General features: G+C 37.5%; 16 protein-coding genes. 13 read left to right on the top strand and 3 right to left on the bottom strand.

Annotated features, from left to right (window positions below; translation table 11 throughout):
• The first annotated feature begins 2 nt into the window (after positions 1-2).
• Both JFU20_RS24905 and JFU20_RS24910 read left to right on the top strand, forming a co-directional pair.
• Positions 3-1697 carry a peptide ABC transporter substrate-binding protein gene (locus tag JFU20_RS24905; protein ID WP_201038971.1) on the top strand — a complete coding sequence of 565 codons (1695 nt, stop codon included), beginning with the start codon at positions 3-5 and terminating at the stop codon, positions 1695-1697.
• 81 nt (positions 1698-1778) lie between these two features.
• Positions 1779-2498 (top strand): class I SAM-dependent methyltransferase, encoded by a 720-nt coding sequence (locus tag JFU20_RS24910; protein WP_002014332.1) that lies wholly within the window; start codon positions 1779-1781, stop codon positions 2496-2498.
• A gap of 38 nt (positions 2499-2536) precedes the next feature.
• On the opposite strand, the gene JFU20_RS24915 is transcribed toward JFU20_RS24910, so the two are convergent.
• Positions 2537-2923 (bottom strand): hypothetical protein, encoded by a 387-nt coding sequence (locus tag JFU20_RS24915; RefSeq protein WP_002014338.1) that lies wholly within the window; start codon positions 2921-2923, stop codon positions 2537-2539.
• A gap of 137 nt (positions 2924-3060) precedes the next feature.
• Between JFU20_RS24915 and JFU20_RS24920 the strand changes: the two genes are divergently transcribed.
• The 9 genes from JFU20_RS24920 (at position 3061) to JFU20_RS24960 (ending at position 13628) form a co-directional block, all read left to right on the top strand.
• On the top strand, positions 3061-3396 hold the full coding sequence (locus JFU20_RS24920) for a hypothetical protein (RefSeq protein WP_002014341.1): 336 nt from the start codon (positions 3061-3063) through the stop codon (positions 3394-3396).
• Positions 3397-3468: 72 nt separating this feature from the next.
• Positions 3469-3807, top strand: coding sequence for a VOC family protein (locus JFU20_RS24925; protein WP_002087749.1), 339 nt, complete (start codon positions 3469-3471; stop codon positions 3805-3807).
• A 255-nt stretch (positions 3808-4062) separates the two neighbouring features.
• Complete coding sequence (locus tag JFU20_RS24930; protein WP_002165285.1) at positions 4063-6159, top strand: vWA domain-containing protein; 2097 nt, start codon at positions 4063-4065, stop codon at positions 6157-6159.
• A gap of 83 nt (positions 6160-6242) precedes the next feature.
• A complete protein-coding gene (locus tag JFU20_RS24935) occupies positions 6243-9605 on the top strand; it encodes a tubulin-like doman-containing protein (RefSeq protein WP_201038973.1) in 3363 nt (1120 codons plus the stop codon).
• Between the two features lie 57 nt (positions 9606-9662).
• A complete protein-coding gene (locus JFU20_RS24940) occupies positions 9663-9797 on the top strand; it encodes a hypothetical protein (protein WP_002014348.1) in 135 nt (44 codons plus the stop codon).
• A 73-nt stretch (positions 9798-9870) separates the two neighbouring features.
• Positions 9871-10119, top strand: a complete 249-nt coding sequence (locus JFU20_RS24945) for a DUF1294 domain-containing protein (protein ID WP_000871335.1) — start codon at positions 9871-9873, stop codon at positions 10117-10119.
• 105 nt (positions 10120-10224) lie between these two features.
• Complete coding sequence (rarD, locus tag JFU20_RS24950) at positions 10225-11166, top strand: EamA family transporter RarD (RefSeq protein WP_002014350.1); 942 nt, start codon at positions 10225-10227, stop codon at positions 11164-11166.
• Between the two features lie 80 nt (positions 11167-11246).
• A complete protein-coding gene (locus JFU20_RS24955; protein WP_000447809.1) occupies positions 11247-11672 on the top strand; it encodes a divergent PAP2 family protein in 426 nt (141 codons plus the stop codon).
• 102 nt (positions 11673-11774) lie between these two features.
• Positions 11775-13628: a terpene cyclase/mutase family protein gene (locus tag JFU20_RS24960; RefSeq protein ID WP_002165286.1), complete on the top strand. Its 1854-nt coding sequence runs from the start codon at positions 11775-11777 to the stop codon at positions 13626-13628.
• Positions 13629-13702: 74 nt separating this feature from the next.
• On the opposite strand, the gene JFU20_RS24965 is transcribed toward JFU20_RS24960, so the two are convergent.
• Positions 13703-13852, bottom strand: a complete 150-nt coding sequence (locus JFU20_RS24965) for a YfhD family protein (RefSeq protein ID WP_002066466.1) — start codon at positions 13850-13852, stop codon at positions 13703-13705.
• Between the two features lie 286 nt (positions 13853-14138).
• Here JFU20_RS24965 and fabG point away from each other — a divergent pair, with 286 nt between their 5' ends.
• On the top strand, positions 14139-14879 hold the full coding sequence (gene fabG, locus JFU20_RS24970; RefSeq protein WP_002014354.1) for a 3-oxoacyl-ACP reductase FabG: 741 nt from the start codon (positions 14139-14141) through the stop codon (positions 14877-14879).
• Between the two features lie 50 nt (positions 14880-14929).
• On the opposite strand, the gene dhaS is transcribed toward fabG, so the two are convergent.
• Positions 14930-16414, bottom strand: coding sequence for an aldehyde dehydrogenase DhaS (gene dhaS / locus JFU20_RS24975; protein ID WP_002014355.1), 1485 nt, complete (start codon positions 16412-16414; stop codon positions 14930-14932).
• A gap of 272 nt (positions 16415-16686) precedes the next feature.
• Here dhaS and JFU20_RS24980 point away from each other — a divergent pair, with 272 nt between their 5' ends.
• The gene (locus JFU20_RS24980) at positions 16687-16965 is read left to right on the top strand and encodes a YhdT family protein (RefSeq protein WP_002014357.1); all 279 of its coding nucleotides are present in this window, start codon (positions 16687-16689) and stop codon (positions 16963-16965) included.
• Position 16966: the final 1 nt, after the last annotated feature.

The raw sequence follows: 16966 nt of genomic DNA on the forward strand, positions 1-16966 counted from the left end.
AAATGAAGAGAAAAAAGATGACAAAATTAACAGCGGTTGTAGCACCAGTTCTAGTAATGAGTATGGCATTAACAGCTTGCTCGGGATCAGGGGATAAAGATAAGGCAAGCACAACGCCGAAAAGTAGCGAAAAAGAAGGCGGGAAATTAGCTGCAAAGCAAGTACTTAATTTAACGGAGAGCCAAGAGATTCCATCTATGGATTCTTCTAAAGCGACAGACCAAGTATCGTTTCTTGCTTTAAACAACGTAATGGAAGGTTTATATCGACTGGATAAAGATAATAAAGCAGCACCAGGGGTTGCTGAATCATATAAAAAGAGTGATGATGGTAAAAAATATACATTCACATTAAATAAAAATGCGAAATGGTCAAATGGAGAACCTGTAACAGCGAAGGATTTCGTGTTTGCTTGGAAACGCGCGGTAGATAAAAATACAGCAGCGGAATATGCATACATTATGTTTGATTTAAAGAACGCAAAAGCAATTAATGATGGCAAAGCACCACTTGATACGTTAGGTGTAAAAGCTGTAGATGACTACACATTAGAAGTAGAATTAGAAAATCCAGTTCCTTACTTTGTAGAATTAACTTCATTCGGAACATTCTATCCGTTAAATGAAAAATTCGTAAAAGAAAAAGGAGAAAAATACGGTTTAGAATCAGATACAACGTTATACAACGGACCATTTACATTAACAGACTGGAAACATGAAGAAGGTTGGAAGTTAAAGAAAAATGCACAATACTGGGATAATAAAACAGTTAAATTAGAAGAAATCAACTTTAACGTAGTAAAAGATAGCGGTACACGTGTCAACTTATATGAAAGTGGACAAATCGATCGTGCAGCACTTACATCTGAAATGGTTGACAAATATAAATCAAATCCAGATTTCTTTACACAAAAAACACCGTCAACGTACTTCTTACGATTAAACCAAAAACGTGGTAATCAAGATACAGTATTAAAGAGCAAAGATTTACGTTTAGCGATTGCAATGGCATATGATAAAAAAGGCTTAACGAATGTAATTTTAAATGACGGATCTACACCTGCAGATTACTTAGTACCAAAAGAATTTGCGAAAAGTCCAGATGGAAAAGACTTCCGTAAAGATAACGGAGATATTTTAAAAACAGATGTGAAGAAAGCAAAAGAGCATTGGGAAAAAGCGAAAAAAGAACTTGGAAAAGAGCAAGTAACGATTGAGCTATTAAACTACGATAGCGATAATGCGAAAAAAGTAGGTGAGTTCTTAAAAGGAGAGCTTGAGAAGAACTTACCGGGCTTAACAGTGAATTTGAAAAACCAACCGTTTAAACAAAAATTAAAATTAGAATCAGATCTAGATTATGATTTATCTTACGCTGGTTGGGGACCTGACTACTTAGATCCAATGACATTCATTGATATGTTCGTTACAAATGGACCTCATAACCAAACTGGATATTCAAATCCGAAATATGATGAAATTGTAGAAAAAGGTAAAGGCGAGCTATTAACGAAAACGAAAGATCGTTGGGATAGCTTACTGAAAGCTGAAAAAATGTTACTTGAAGATGCTGCAATTGCACCGTTATACCAACGTGGTGATGCTCTAGTTCAAAGAGCGAAAGTAAAAGGTATTATTCACCACCCAGTTGGTGGAGATTACAGCTACAAATGGGCATATATTGGTGAAGATAAGTAAGAGAGAGGGCGCGCGATGCGCCCTTTTTTTATGCACTTTTCTTCCTTCCTGGAATATATAAAATAAAAAAGGGAGAATCGTATGGAACGGAATACTTACATCGACTTCTTAGCTTATTACGGAATAGGGAGTGCTCATCCTGGTGGTTTTACGTTAACGAAGCAATTACTATCTCAATTGCCACTTAGACACGGAGCAAATGTTCTTGAGATAGGTTGCGGCACGGGGAAAACAGCGGCGTATATGACAAAAGAATTGGGTTATAAAGTGACAGCGGTTGAAAAGAATGAAATTATGATTCAAAAAGCGAAAGATAGATGGTTGTTTGATGGTTTAAATATACAATTGATTCAAGGCGATGTAGAAGGGTTACCGTGTTTAAATGATTCTTTTGAGCTTGTACTTGGAGAATCTATACTCGCTTTTACAAATAAAGAAAAGGTTATTTCGGAATGTTATCGTGTATTACAAAAGGATGGGAGACTTGTTGTCATTGAAATGATTACCGAAAAACATATTGAGAAGAAAGAGGAGGAAAAGATTGGACAGTTATACGGTATGAAAGAATTATTAACTGAGAATGAGTGGATTCATTTATTTCAAGCAGCAAATTTTAAAAGAATTACAATTGCGGGTGGCGGAACTATTGCAGAAACAGTTGCAGGACATATGGAAGAGCCAGAGTGGAATGTATCACCGTTTATTCCAGAAGAATTGTATGAAGCGTGGGTGCAACACGAACAAGTACTGCTTATGTATCAACATATTTTAGGGCATCGGATTTTTATATGTGAAAAATAGAAAAAGAGTTGGCTAAAGATAGTCAACTCTTTACTATGTTAGATGAAAAATAATGCAGCCAAAGTAATTCCAAAAATAAAGCCAAATCCGAGTTCAAGGCCCCAGCCACCGCCGCCGCAACCACCGCAACCACGACCGCCGCATCCACAGCCACTAAATCCACCACCGAACCCACCACCGAATCCAAATCCACAGTTATCACATCTGCTAATACCACCGCAAATATCACATCCACCGTTTGAATATGCGTCATAGTATCCAAATCCTGTATCAAAAGATGAACGCCCTTTTACCGGTTCGATCCAAACAGAATCATTTGTCACATCTACTATTTTACCTAAATGAATGCGACCATCACGATCTTCAATTCGAACAACTTTACCGAAATAACGTTGGCATGTATCATAACATTTTTGTCTATGCATGTTCTTTCCTCCTTCCGTATTACCGTAATACGATATGTGAGCAGGACAAGTGCGGCTTGTATGAATGACCTATCTCTCATAATTGTTATACGAAAGGGGAAATATACGAACAGGATACATAACGAGGAGGAAGAGAAATGAAATCTACAGACCAATTTCAGACGTACGAAGTTCCTTGGGAGGAATTAATAGAAGCACTGCGAGGTGAAATGAAGAAACAAGTAGGAGCGGATATTATTGATACGGTCGTATGTAATTTGAAAGATGGTTTTGAAGTGTATACATATGTGCAGGGTGATTTGGATTTCGAGTATACAGAAGCTCTTGAACGAAAATATGGGAGTGATGGGAAAATCCCTAATTTGTTAACAGTTATGCTGGTAGCTAGCATTTATAATACGGGTGAAGAGAATATACGTTTACATGCAGATAATAAAGATAATCCAATTGTTGAGGTATATGTGAAGCAATGAAACACGCTGTGAAAAGCGTGTTTTTTATTTATATGATAAAATGTTAGAAAATTAAGAAAGAAGGTGAGTGAATTGAAAATTAATCATCTTAATTTAACAGTTATAGATGTAACAGCTGCTAGAGAGTTTTTAGAAAAATATTTTAGTTTAACTTGTAGTGGAACAAGGGGGAATGCCTTTGCGGTTTTGCGGGATAATGATGGGTTTATATTAACTTTAATGAAAGGGAAAGAAGTTCATTATCCGAAAACATTTCATGTAGGATTTCCACAAGAAAATGAAGAACAAGTTAATAAAATTAATCAAAGATTGAAGGAAGACGGATTTTCAGTCGAACCGCCTAAACATGCACATGCGTATACGTTTTATGTCGAAGCACCTGGAGGATATACAATTGAAGTGATGTGCTAATTAAAAATCAAACTTTTTGTTAAGAGTTTTTAATTTTAAAAGTAGGAAAAGTCTGTTTTAAGGGTGGAGCTTAAACAGGCTTTTTTACTTATATAATTGGATAGAAAATGCTAGAAGGAATATTACCAAGTTATATATCTATTTACATAATAAAGTTATGGTTCGTTCGTTGTCCTAAAATACAAGTCATATATCTTGTTTCCCCTCATAAATTTAAACATAGGAATTTGTCTACAAAGGTGGCGAAGCCTCATCATGAAAATTCGAATTTGTGCCACGTTCATGTTGTTTCTATTTATATGTTTACCTTTTTCAGTTTTTGCAAAAGGAGAGGAGGCAAAGGAAAGGGTCGTTTCACTTGTATATGATGATTCGGGCAGCATGAGAAATAACGATCGCTGGAAGTATGCCAATTACGCCTTGCAAAGTTTAGTTGCGCTATTAGATGAGAAAGATAAATTTTCTTACGTTCCAATGAGTAAGCCAAATGATCCGTTAAACATTTCGTTAACAAAGGATCAAAGGCAAACAGAAATTAATGGAATCGGCGCGTGGAAAACATATTTAAATACTCCATTTAGCGCAGTAGAAACGGCGATGCAATCTATAGAGAAGGAAGCAGATATAGATGGGAAACGTGAATTTTGGCTTATTGTATTAACTGACGGGGCATTTAATGATTTGGAGAAAGATAAGATTGGCGGAAAAGAACAAATTACACAGAAGTTAGCACAGTTTAAGAAAGAGATGGATTCTAAAAAGATCTCTTTACACCCAGTCTTAATCACGATGGAAGAGGATTTAGGGCAGCAAGAGAAGCTGCAGTTAAATACGTTTAAAGAGATTTGGAAAAAAGAAATGAATGGAGTTGTCATGCCGTCTAGCGGTGAGGATGGTATTGTACAAAGTGTGAATCAAGTGGCAGCATTAGTTGCAAATCGTGATCCATTTTCTTCTGTTGAGTCGATTGTCAAAACGAAAATAGTAGGGAAAAAAGTAGAGATTACAACACCGTTTCCATTAAAGCGTATGACGCTTGTACGACAATCACCTTCTTTGTCTAATTATAAAGTTATGCAACTTTCCAAACCGTTACAATTGCAGTCTTCTTTTTCTATACATGCACCAGGAGAAGCTAAATTATTCGGAAATATAGTGCATGTAAGTACAGCGAATCAGGAAGTGATTAAGCCAGGGACATATACGATAGAAGTGGATCAGGACATTGAGAAAGAGGGATTACAAGTACTTGTTGAACCAGCGCTTAATTATACTGTTTCTACGTACGACAAAGATGATAAAGATAGAAAAAATGTTGAGAAAATGTATGAAGGTGTGACAGCTGTTATTGAAGCGAAACCTACTGAATTACCAATTCAAACTTCTTATTTCGAAGCAGAAGTAGAAATAGACGGAAAGCAGTATCCGATGAAGTGGGATGATAAAAGACATGTGTTTTATTACGAGACAAAGGTTGGTAAAGAGTTAGTACGCGGGAAAGTCCATATGAATATAAAGGGATTTTATAGACAGACGAAAGAATTCAAGATTGAACCAGCTGAAAAACCAAAATTAACACTTCAAGCTGTTACGAAAGATTATGAAGAAAAGGTAACAAATTTAGAAAATAGTAAACCATTTATTTTACAGCCGCAGTTAAATGGTAAACCGATGACAGAAGAGGCTGTAAAGAAACTATTAAAATCTACTGGTGTCACATCGAATCAATCGATCAACTATGAATTAAAACAGCATGGTAGTCAAGTTTATGTTTATCCTCGACCTTATTACTCCGACACATTCAATTTTACAGATACCGGCACCGTAGAGGCTACCATCACGATCAATGATTCAAAATTAAAAGAAGTAAAGGAAAAGATTGTACTGCACATTGAAAATGCGCCGTTTTTTGAGAAGTATGCGCTCGTTTTTAAATTTGTAATTCCTATTACTTTATTACTTTTAATAGTAGGAATTATTATTTTAGGATGGATTGTTCGTCCGAGATTTCATCGGAAAGCATTACTATATTACGAATGGGATCAAGAAGTAGCGAAAGATTGGCTTTATCAATCTGAACCAGAGTTACTTAAAAATAAATGGTGGAAGCACTATTTTGGCATTCCATTCCGAGCAGAAAGAAAGACGGTGCAATCTGTAACATTAATAGCGAAAAAAGGATCGAAATCTATATTTGTAGCAAAAGAATCGCAAGTGGTTGGGATGATTATTGATGGGATGTTTATAACAGAGGAAGAGGTAGGAATGGAGCATAAGACGTTGTATCCAAATGAACTTTTAGTAATTGATAGAGGATATGGTAAGGAGATTTACCGGTACGAATGTGAATAGTAGATAGGGTGTAAGAGGGGCGGAGGAGGCCCGGCTCTCTTTATTCTTCTTTTCAAACAAGCAAGAATAGGAAGGTGGTTCACATGACATTACAAGTTCCAACAATTTTAATTGGCTTAGGTGGAATCGGTAGTACTGTCACACATCAAATATATGAAAGATTACCTGAGGAGCGTCGTAAAAAGGTAGCGATGCATGTATTTGATACAGATGTGAATACATTGAGTAAATTTGATCATATTCGGAAGTTTAAGACGCAAACGAGCTCGAGTAAAACACCGAGAGAGTATATTGCGGGAGATCCAACGATTCCAGAGTGGTTTCCGATGGACCCGACTATACTCGATAAACCGTTAACAGAAGGGGCTGGACAGTTACGCGTCATTTCACGGTTAGCGTTACGCGCTGCGATGAAAGAAGATAAACTCACATCGTTTTGGCAAGAAATCGAGAAGATTTTTCCAGTTACAAGTGATCAGACCGAATATGGTGTACGTGTCATTATTGTAACATCACTAGCTGGCGGAACAGGTTCAGGGATGTTTTTACAAATCGCATTATATTTGCGTGAGATGCTCCGGAAGAAATTGCAGCATCATAACATTTTAATTCGCGGTGCGTTTTTAATGCCAGATGTTTTAGTTAAGACGAGAACGGTTAGTGCGAAAGAGTTTGAAACTGTGCAAGCGAATGGTTATGCATCGTTAAAAGAGTTGCACGCTATTACGCTTGGGTCGACTGGTGAATTATCAAAACGAGGCGGCGTAACGATTGAATTAGAATATCGTCCTGATCAAGTGGATGAAGATGGAAGAACAAACCATACGATAAAGCAGCATCATTTACCGTACAATTATTGTTTCTTATATGATTATGAAAATTTACATGGGCACCATTTGCACAATTTATCAGATTATATGGAGCAAATGGCAAATACGATTTATTTACAGTTATTTAGTCCAATGTCTGCAAATCATTTTGCCCAAGAAGATAATCAAATTCAGCAATTGGCAGAATCGAGTGGGAAAGGGAGATATTGCGGAGCAGGAACGGCAAAACTTATTTATCCGTATGAGCACGTTTTGAAATACTGTGCTTTAAAATGGGCGGTGCAAGGTTTAGATGAATCTTGGCTTCATTTAGATCAACTATTTCAAGAAAAAAAGCAAAGATACGACCAAGATGTCAAACGTGGTATGCAGCGTGAAAAGCCAGAGCGCGGGAAAAGTTATTTAGAAGACTTAGAGCATCTTGCTACTCGGCCAGAACAAGCTCATATTTTTTATAGACAAATGTACCATGAAACACGTGAAGGGGCAGAGGGTGGTAAGCTCGGTGTTGCAAAATCAAAATTGTTTTTAGATGCTGTAGAGAGTTACGTACACCGTACAGTGCAAAAAGATGAGGAATTAAACCGCCTGCAGCATGAGTGCAAAATATCGGCTGCGAAGCTTAAAATGATGGAACAAATGAAGGGGGAAGTAGCGAGAGTTGATCATGCGGTTCGTTTATATGCTTATGCCATTCCGAGCCGTGTACATGAGCATGTTACTACCCTTTTATATGACATGATCGAATCAGACCGCTTTACACTGAGTGGCTCAGAAGGACAGTCTTACCAATTAAATACATGGTTTTTAAAGAAAACGGATCCAGTTCATCCAGTTGCAGCACGTTTTATGCTGTATGAAATTCGTAAGCAGTTAGTAGAGAAGATGAATCGACTACATGAAAATAATGAACAAAAGCGTAATTTAATTCAAAACTACGATAAGAAATTTAATGTGAGTAATATTGATGGAACTGTAACGGCTGTTCGCCGCGTTGAAATTGCGCAGCAACAAGGCTGGTTTGGAAAAATGATTAATAATCAGCAGCGTTTGTTTAAAAAAGAATTTGAAGATATTGTAACGCAGTACGTACACAAATTAAGTGAGTATCGTAAAGAAATGTTGTTAGAACTCGTGTATCAATCGCTATACCAAGCAGTTGATAAAATGATTCAATATTGGGAAAGATTCTTTGATAATTTATACGAAACACGTGAAAATTTATTGTTTGAAATCCAAAAGCGAAGCAAGGAATTTGAGGGGAAAACGAACCCGACGAATGTATACGTATTAGCTGAAGAGAAATTGCAAGAAAAGATTTGGCAAGATATGCAGCAACATTTAAATTTAGGTGTATTACCGAAAGATATATCGTCCGAAATTTATATGAGCTTGTACGGGGAATATTGTCGTGATGCGAAAGCCGAAGAAATTCAGTCGAAAAAGGTGGAAGACTTCTATCGTGAACATATATTGAGTTATTGTTATGACGAACTTCAAGTGCGCTATCGTGACAAATTAGAGCTTAATATCGTTGAAGCATTGCGAAAAGAAGCAGATTTCAAGAAGCGTGATCGTGATGAATACGTTCGTGAAAAAATTGAAGATCTTTTCCATTTAGCAAGTCCGTTCGTTCCGAAAGTTTCTCATCATAGAGAATTACAATATTGGGGCGTACATCCATCTTTAAAACAAGAATTGCAAGAAGAGCTATTGCAAGAAATGTTTAAAGAAAAAGATACGGTAAACGGGGCGTTTTCACCATTTGAAGTGATTTGTTATCGTGCTCATTACGGATTATCGCTACAAGATTTTCCTAAGCTTTCATCTGGACATATTGCGAATGGTTTTATGAACGATAAAGGTGATTATTTTCAATCGTATTATCGCCGCGTGAACAAATTAAATAGTAAAAAATCTAGTTTGACGCCGCATTTAGATAAATATTGGCACTTACCAGCCTTTATGCCAGACTTGAATGCAACGCAAACGAAGTTAGATTACGATAAATGTAATCGTGCTCTTCTATACGCGTATATGTATCGCTGGATTAGCTTAGTTGCTGTTGATGGACAGTTCGTGTATCAATATAACGGTGTCGGCCGTAGCTTTTTAATCCAGTCGATGGGGAAAAATATTTCAAGTGAAAGTTATAAGTTGCACAGAGCATTGCTTCATAATCCGTTTATTTATGAAAACATCTTGTCACGATTTGAAGAAGAACAAGAAAAGGCAATGATACAAGGTGGACATTTATATACACATGCATTTGTATTAGGCGCTCAAGATATAAGATGGCTCCGTAAAGAGCATGTTCATAATATTTTAGATATGATTTTAATGTATGACCGTGAGGCAAAATATGACCCGACGTTAGAAGAAACATCTGACGATTTGTTAAGGTTATTCCTTGATGAAATTGAGCTGTATTTCCAAAACTATTACGGAACAGGTGCAGATATGGTTGCAAAGAAAGAGAAAGAGATGTTTATGAAACAATTGTGGGATCGTTCGTATGCGAAAGGGTATGTGGATCCAAATAGTGCGCCTTATAAAAAATGGCAAAATATATTACATGTTCCCGATGAAGAAGAAGTGCCAAAAACGAATGTATAATGAGTGAAAAGGGAATCCTTAAGAATGACAATACAACTTTAGAAATGAGGGATTCCGATGCCGTTTTTAGGTAGTGTATATCAAATATTTGGATTATATCCAGAAATTTATTATGGAATGATTTCAGCGGAAATCGCTGAACAACAAATGGAAGAACAGAAAGAACAAGAAAATCAAGAGACTGAATTATAAAACCATGCAGGCTACTCGCCTGCGTGGTTTTTTCGTGTTACAATAAAGCGAATTTTTTAAGGGAGAGAATAAGATGAAATGGATATACTTTATTATTATTAACGTTATAGCATTTAGTATGATGGGGCTTGATAAGCGAAAAGCAAAGAAAAAGCAGTGGAGAACGCCAGAAAGTACGTTGTTTTTATCAGCTGCAGCTGGAGGAGCGGTTGGAGCTTGGATTGGTATGTATATGTTTCATCATAAGACACATAAAAGTAAATTTGTCTTCGGTATTCCAGTGCTCGTTATTATAACAGTAGGCGTGTTTTTATACATATAACGGATTTGCAAGAGGAATGTCGAAAGAAATGCAGATTGAATATTGGTAAAGTAAGTATGTGAGACCTTATAATGAAGAAAAAAAGAGAAGAGGAGAACAGGGAAGATGGGGAGTCAAACAGCAGAGCAAAAGCAGGGGATTATATATGCGGCGGGTGCGTATACGATGTGGGGAGTTCTTCCGATTTATTGGAAATGGGTGGAGGAAGTACCGGCGGATGAAATATTAGCACACCGCATCGTTTGGGCATTTGTTTTTATGTTGTTAGTTTTAGGAGTAACGAAGAGGTTTCGTCAGTTTGGTGGAGAGTTAGTGGCCCTTTTTAAACGACCTAAATTATTAATGTCATTAACAATTGCTTCGGTACTTATTAGTGGAAACTGGTTTGTATACATATGGGCCGTAAATCATAACCATGTAATCGAAGCAAGTCTTGGGTATTATATTAATCCACTTATAAGTATTTTACTTGGTACAGTTGTTTTAAAAGAGAAGCTTAATTTTTGGCAATATGTTGCGGTTGGTTTAGCTGGATTGGGCGTTGTTATTTTAACGATACGTTTCGGATCAATTCCATGGGTCTCTCTTTCACTTGCTTTTTCATTTGGATTATATGGATTAACGAAAAAATTATTAAATTATGATGCAACAATTGGGCTTACGATGGAAACGATGTTAGTGACGCCATTTGCACTTATATATTTGTTTATGACAGGAGTTCATGGCTTTGGTTCGTTCGGTTCTATTTCGGCAATATCAACGTTTCTTTTAATAGGGGCAGGTATTGTTACAGCGTTACCACTCTTTTATTTTGCTAAAGGAGCACAACTTATTCCGCTCTATATGATAGGATTTTTACAATACATCGCGCCGACTATTAGTTTAATTTTAGGTGTGTTCGTTTTTGGTGAACATTTCACATCTACTCATATGATTGCGTTTTTCTGTATATGGATTGCTTTATTTGTCTTTTCAATGGCGAAAACAAAGTTTCTACTACAGAAGCAACCAAAATTTATTAAAAATAAATCAGCAAAAGTATCATAATGCGTAGTATTTTCTACGCATTTTTCTTTATACTTATATTATATAGAAATTCCATTATAGTCAGTGAGGAGCTGAAAAACATGGAAACAATTTTACATAATGATCCACTTATAGCAGCTATAATTTCTTGGTTTTTAGCACAGTTAACGAAAGTCGTTTTTAAATTAATAAAAACAGGCGAGTTTGATTTTGCTAAGTTCTTTGCTTCAGGTGGAATGCCAAGTTCGCATGCTTCGACTGTTACTGCACTTGCTACAGGTGTCGGAGTGGTGGAAGGTGTGGAGAGTCCAATATTTGCGGTTGCCGCTATTTTTGCCATTATTGTTATGTACGATGCTTCAGGAGTAAGGCTTGCGGTAAGTAAGCAAGCGAAAATATTGAATGATTTTTTTCATGGTAGACAAACAGAATATAAAAAGTTAAATGAGCTCGTTGGACATACACCGTATCAAGTTGTTGTTGGTGCACTATTAGGAATTGTTGTCGGGGTTGGGTATTGTTTGTAAGCAGAATGTGTGTAATACACGTTCTGCTTTTCTTTGTTTTCATACATATTTAGATGAGTTTTCGAATATCGTATACGGACTTAGAAAGGGTGGGTGAGCGGTGTGCTACTATATGACAAAGTGCATGAGGAGATAGAGCGGAGAACGACTGTACTTCAAACGATGCAAAGGCAAGACGGAGCGTGGCAATTTTGTTTTGAAGGAGCTTTGCTAACGGATTGTCACATGATTTTTTTACTCAAATTATTAGGGCGAAATGACGAAATAGAACCGTTTGTGAAAAGGTTAGTATCTCTTCAAACAAATGAAGGGACTTGGAAATTATACGAAGATGAAAAGGGAGGGAATTTATCCGCGACGATTCAAGCATATGCTGCTTTACTTGCTTCGGAAAAATATTCGAAAGAAGATATGAATATGAGGCGAGCTGAAATGTTTATTAAGGAACACGGGGGAGTTTCTCATGCTCATTTTATGACGAAATTTTTATTAGCGATTCATGGAGAATATGAATTTCCTGCGCTTTTTCACTTTCCAACGCCAATCTTATTTTTACAAGATGACTCCCCCCTCAGTATATTTGGGCTAAGCAGCTCAGCGCGTATACATTTAATTCCGATGATGATTTGTATGAATAAGAGATTCCGTGTAGAGAAAAAGTTATTGCCAAATTTAAATCATATTGCAGGCGGGGGTGGGCAATGGTTTCGAGAGGAGCGGTCTCCGCTGTTTCAATCGTTTTTAGGTGATGTGAAAAAGGTAATATCTTATCCATTATCGTTACATCATAAAGGATACGAAGAAGTAGAGCGCTTTATGAAGGAGCGTATAGATGAAAATGGAACATTATATAGTTACGCCAGTGCTACGTTTTATATGATTTATGCTTTGCTTGCATTAGGGCACTCTATTCAGTCTCCAATTATTGAGAAAGCTGTGACAGGATTAAAATCTTATATATGGAAGATGGACAGAGGAAGTCATTTGCAAAATTCTCCTTCTACCGTATGGGATACCGCTTTACTTAGCTATTCATTGCAAGAAGCTAAAGTTACAAATGAAAATAAGATGATTCAAAGGGCGACGGAGTATTTATTGCAAAAACAACAAACTAAAAAGGTAGATTGGAGCGTACATGCATCATCACTTGTAGCTGGCGGTTGGGGATTTTCAGATGTTAATACGACGATCCCTGATATAGACGATACTACAGCTGCCCTTAGAGCGTTAGCACGAAGTAGAGGGAATGATAGAGTAGATGATGCGTGGGGAAGAGGTGTGGAATGGGTAAAAGGATTGCAAAACAATGATGGAGGCTGGGGAGCTTTTGAACGAGGGGTAACGAGCAAGTTACTATCGAATTTGCCGATTGAAAATGCGAGTGATATGATAACCGATCCGTCCACACCAGATATTACAGGTAGGGTGTTAGAATTATTCGGAACGTATGCACCGAATGAATTACTTGAAGAGCAAAAAAAGAAAGCTATCAAATGGTTAATGGATGTACAGGAACAGAATGGATCATGGTATGGAAAATGGGGGATATGTTATATATATGGGACATGGGCAACGATGACAGGCTTACGTGCATTAGGAGTGCCTTCTACTCATCCATCGTTGAAAAAAGCAGCTTCATGGCTCGAACATTTGCAGCATGAAGATGGAGGGTGGGGAGAATCCTGTCAAAGTAGTGTAGAGAAAAAATTTATTTCTTTACCCTTTAGTACGCCGTCACAAACAGCGTGGGCACTTGATGCACTCATTTCTTACTACGATCAAGAAACACCGATTATTCGAAAAGGAATTTCATATTTGCTCGCGCAGTCTACTATGAATGAAAAATATCCTACTGGTACAGGGTTACCGGGGGGCTTTTATATTCGCTATCATAGTTATGGACATATATATCCGTTACTTGCTTTAGCGCACTACGTAAAGAAATATAGAAAATAAACCGAGAGATACTCTCGGTTTATTTTGATGGGTAGTAGGTCCCTGTTGAAAAGAATAAGGAACGTTGTAGTTCCTTATTTTTCTGTTGATTGGCGTTTTTGACGTGCATCAGCGGCATTTGCACGTGCGTTTGCTTCTAAGTCATTGTGGTCAGCGAGTTCGCGAGCGAACTCAACATCAATGCCATCGGCAGCTTTGTTTCGATTTACATTCTTTTTTTTCATTCGACACAATCTCCTTGTGTTTTATCCCGCATAAACGGTTAGTAAAACTCCCACCTCAAAATTCAGATGGAACAAAGAAGCTAGGTGGGAGATTAACTGCCCGTAAATGCCCGATTGGTGAGGGCTAATAATCAGTGGGGGATGAACAAAATCCTCACTGATTAAAGTTTCACTTTATGCGGCGTTGCAAAGTTAGTTTGACACAAATAGACTTTTTTATACAAAGAGGATTTGGAAAGCATAGAGCCGAAATATACAATATAACTAATAGAAATGGGGGATAGAGATGGAATTGTTGAATGGGAAAACAGCTGTTGTAACGGGTGCTGCACAGGGAATTGGAAAAGAAATCGCACGAGTTTTTGCAAAACTAGGGGCCAAAGTATTAATTAGTGATGTAAATGAAGAGAAGCTACAAGAAACGACACGTGAATTATCAGATGAAGGGTATGATGTGAGTTTATATCGATGTGATGTGAGTAATCAAAATGAAGCGAAGTCGTTAATTGAATATGCGGTGCAAAAATTTGGTACATTACATATTTTAGTGAATAACGCTGGGATTACAAAAGATGCAATGTTACATAAGATGGAGAAGTCTGCTTGGGAACAAGTATTACAAGTGAACTTAACTGGCGTTTTTTATTGTATGCAGCCAGCACTTCTTTATATGAGACAACAACAGTATGGACGGATTATTAATATTTCTTCTATTAGTAGGGAAGGAAACATTGGACAAGCAAATTATGCGGCTACAAAAGCAGGGGTTGTAGGCTTAACAAAAACAGCAGCGAAAGAGGTTGGAAGTTTTGGTATTACGTGTAATGCGATTTGTCCAGGGTTTATGGATACTGATATGACAAAAACAATACCGGATAAAGTAAAAGAGAAAATGGTTGGAGCGATTCCAGTTGGAAGAATCGGAACGCCGGAAGATATTGCAAACGCAGCTGCCTTTTTAGCATCAGAGTATGCGTCTTACATTACAGGAGAGGTATTAAATGTGAGCGGTGGGTTGCAAGTGTAAATGAATACATAATGAAAAGAGCCTGACCGAGTAGGTCAGGTTCTTTCTCGTTAATTTAAGTTAATCCAAACGCTCTTCACTTCTGTATAGTTGTTCAGCGCGTAAGATCCCATTTCGCGGCCAAGACCGGATTGTTTAAATCCTCCAAATGGAGATGCTGCATCAAAGACGTTATAACAGTTTACCCATACAGTACCAGCACGTACTTTACTTGCAACATAGTGTGCTGTTTTAACATTTTCTGTCCACACACCAGCCGCTAAGCCGAATTGTGATTTATTTGCACGTTCAATCACTTCATCAATATCGTTAAAAGGTATTGCAGAAATAACTGGACCGAAAATTTCTTCTTTTGCGATCGTCATTTCGTCATTTACGTCAGCGAATACTGTAGGAGAAACGAAGTAGCCTTGATCGAATGGATTACTTCCTCCGCAAAGTACTTCAGCGCCTTCTTCAATCCCTTTTTCAATGTAGCTCATTACACGTTTTTGTTGTTCTTCGGAAACGAGAGGACCGATTGTTGTTTCAGGGTTAAGACCGGCACCTTGATTTAGTTTTTTAGAATAGAGGACGAGATCAGCCATGACATTATCATACATTTTCTTTGGGATAAATAAGCGTGATCCAGCAGAGCATACTTGTCCTTGGTTAAACATAACACCAGAAAGTGCACCAGGAATCGCGCGAGATAAGTCGGCGTCTGGTAAAATAATGTTCGGTGATTTACCGCCAAGCTCTAAAGTAACACGTTTCAATGATTCAGATGCTTGTCGCATAATTTGTTTACCGACTGGAGTAGAACCAGTAAATGCAATTTTATCAACGAGTGGATGATTAACAAGTGCTTGTCCAGCTGATTCACCGAATCCAGGAACGATATTAATAACACCTTTCGGGAATCCAGCTTCTTCAATTAATTCAGCTAAGTATAGAGCGGATAGTGGAGTTTGTTCTGCAGGTTTTAAAACGATTGTACATCCTGTAGCAAGCGCAGCTCCCATTTTCCACATTGCCATAAGAAGTGGGAAGTTCCAAGGGATAATTTGACCGACGACACCAACAGCCTCATGGCGTGTATAGTTAAAGTAATCACCGGAAACAGGAATTGTTTGCCCAACAATTTTCGTCGCCCAGCCAGCATAATAGCGCATATGCTCAATTGCAAGTGGTATGTCTGCCGCCATTGTTTCACGGATTGGCTTTCCGTTATCTAACGTTTCGAGCTGTGCGAGCTCTTCTTTATGCTCTTCCATTAAATCAGCGAGCTTGTACATAAGACGGCTGCGTTCAGCAGTGCTCATGCGTGACCAAGGACCTTCATCGAAAGCCATTCGAGCAGCTACCACAGCTTTATGAATGTCTTCGCGACCAGCTTCAGCAACGATAGCGAGTGTTTCACCAGTTGCTGGGTTAGGAGTTTTAAAAGTTTTTCCGGAAGCGCTTTCAATGAACGCTCCGTTCACATATAGTTTCTTTGTGCCCTGAAGAAATTTCTCTACCTTTTCATGAAGATTTACAGCTAGTTGACTCATTGTATAACCCCCTTGAAAATATAATTTAAACGCAGTACGAGACGGCGTTTATTCCGAAATCAAGGATGTGGGAACTAGATGAAAAGCCTCTACTTAAAATCATAAATAAAAAATGCTGAAAATTCAAATTTCATTTTCGTTACAATTGTAAAAAATATGTAATGAAACATTGTATTCTATATAATTACAAAAAATCCTGCGCGTTTTTGTTTTCTAGTAGGAAAAACTAGAAAAACAGTGGTACAATTATACATCGTGAGAGGAGGGGGAAAATGAAGAATTATCATGATGATCCGCGCTTTCGAGTTGCCCATAGAGAAGCGTTAATTGGTCTTGGATTAGCTATTATTAATTTTATAATATGGTATGGATTTGCTTATGGGCTTGGAAGTAAGGATCCGAGTGAATATACATATGTATTAGGTTTTCCAGCATGGTTTTTTTATAGCTGTATCGTTGGATTTATCGTAATGGTTATTTTGCTTATTTTAGTTGTTCGTTTTTTATTTCAAGATATTTCACTCGATGAGGAAGAAAAAAGTGAGGAATGAT

This window comes from Bacillus sp. TH30 (assembly GCF_016650875.1).
Lineage (GTDB): Bacteria > Bacillota > Bacilli > Bacillales > Bacillaceae_G > Bacillus_A > Bacillus_A mycoides.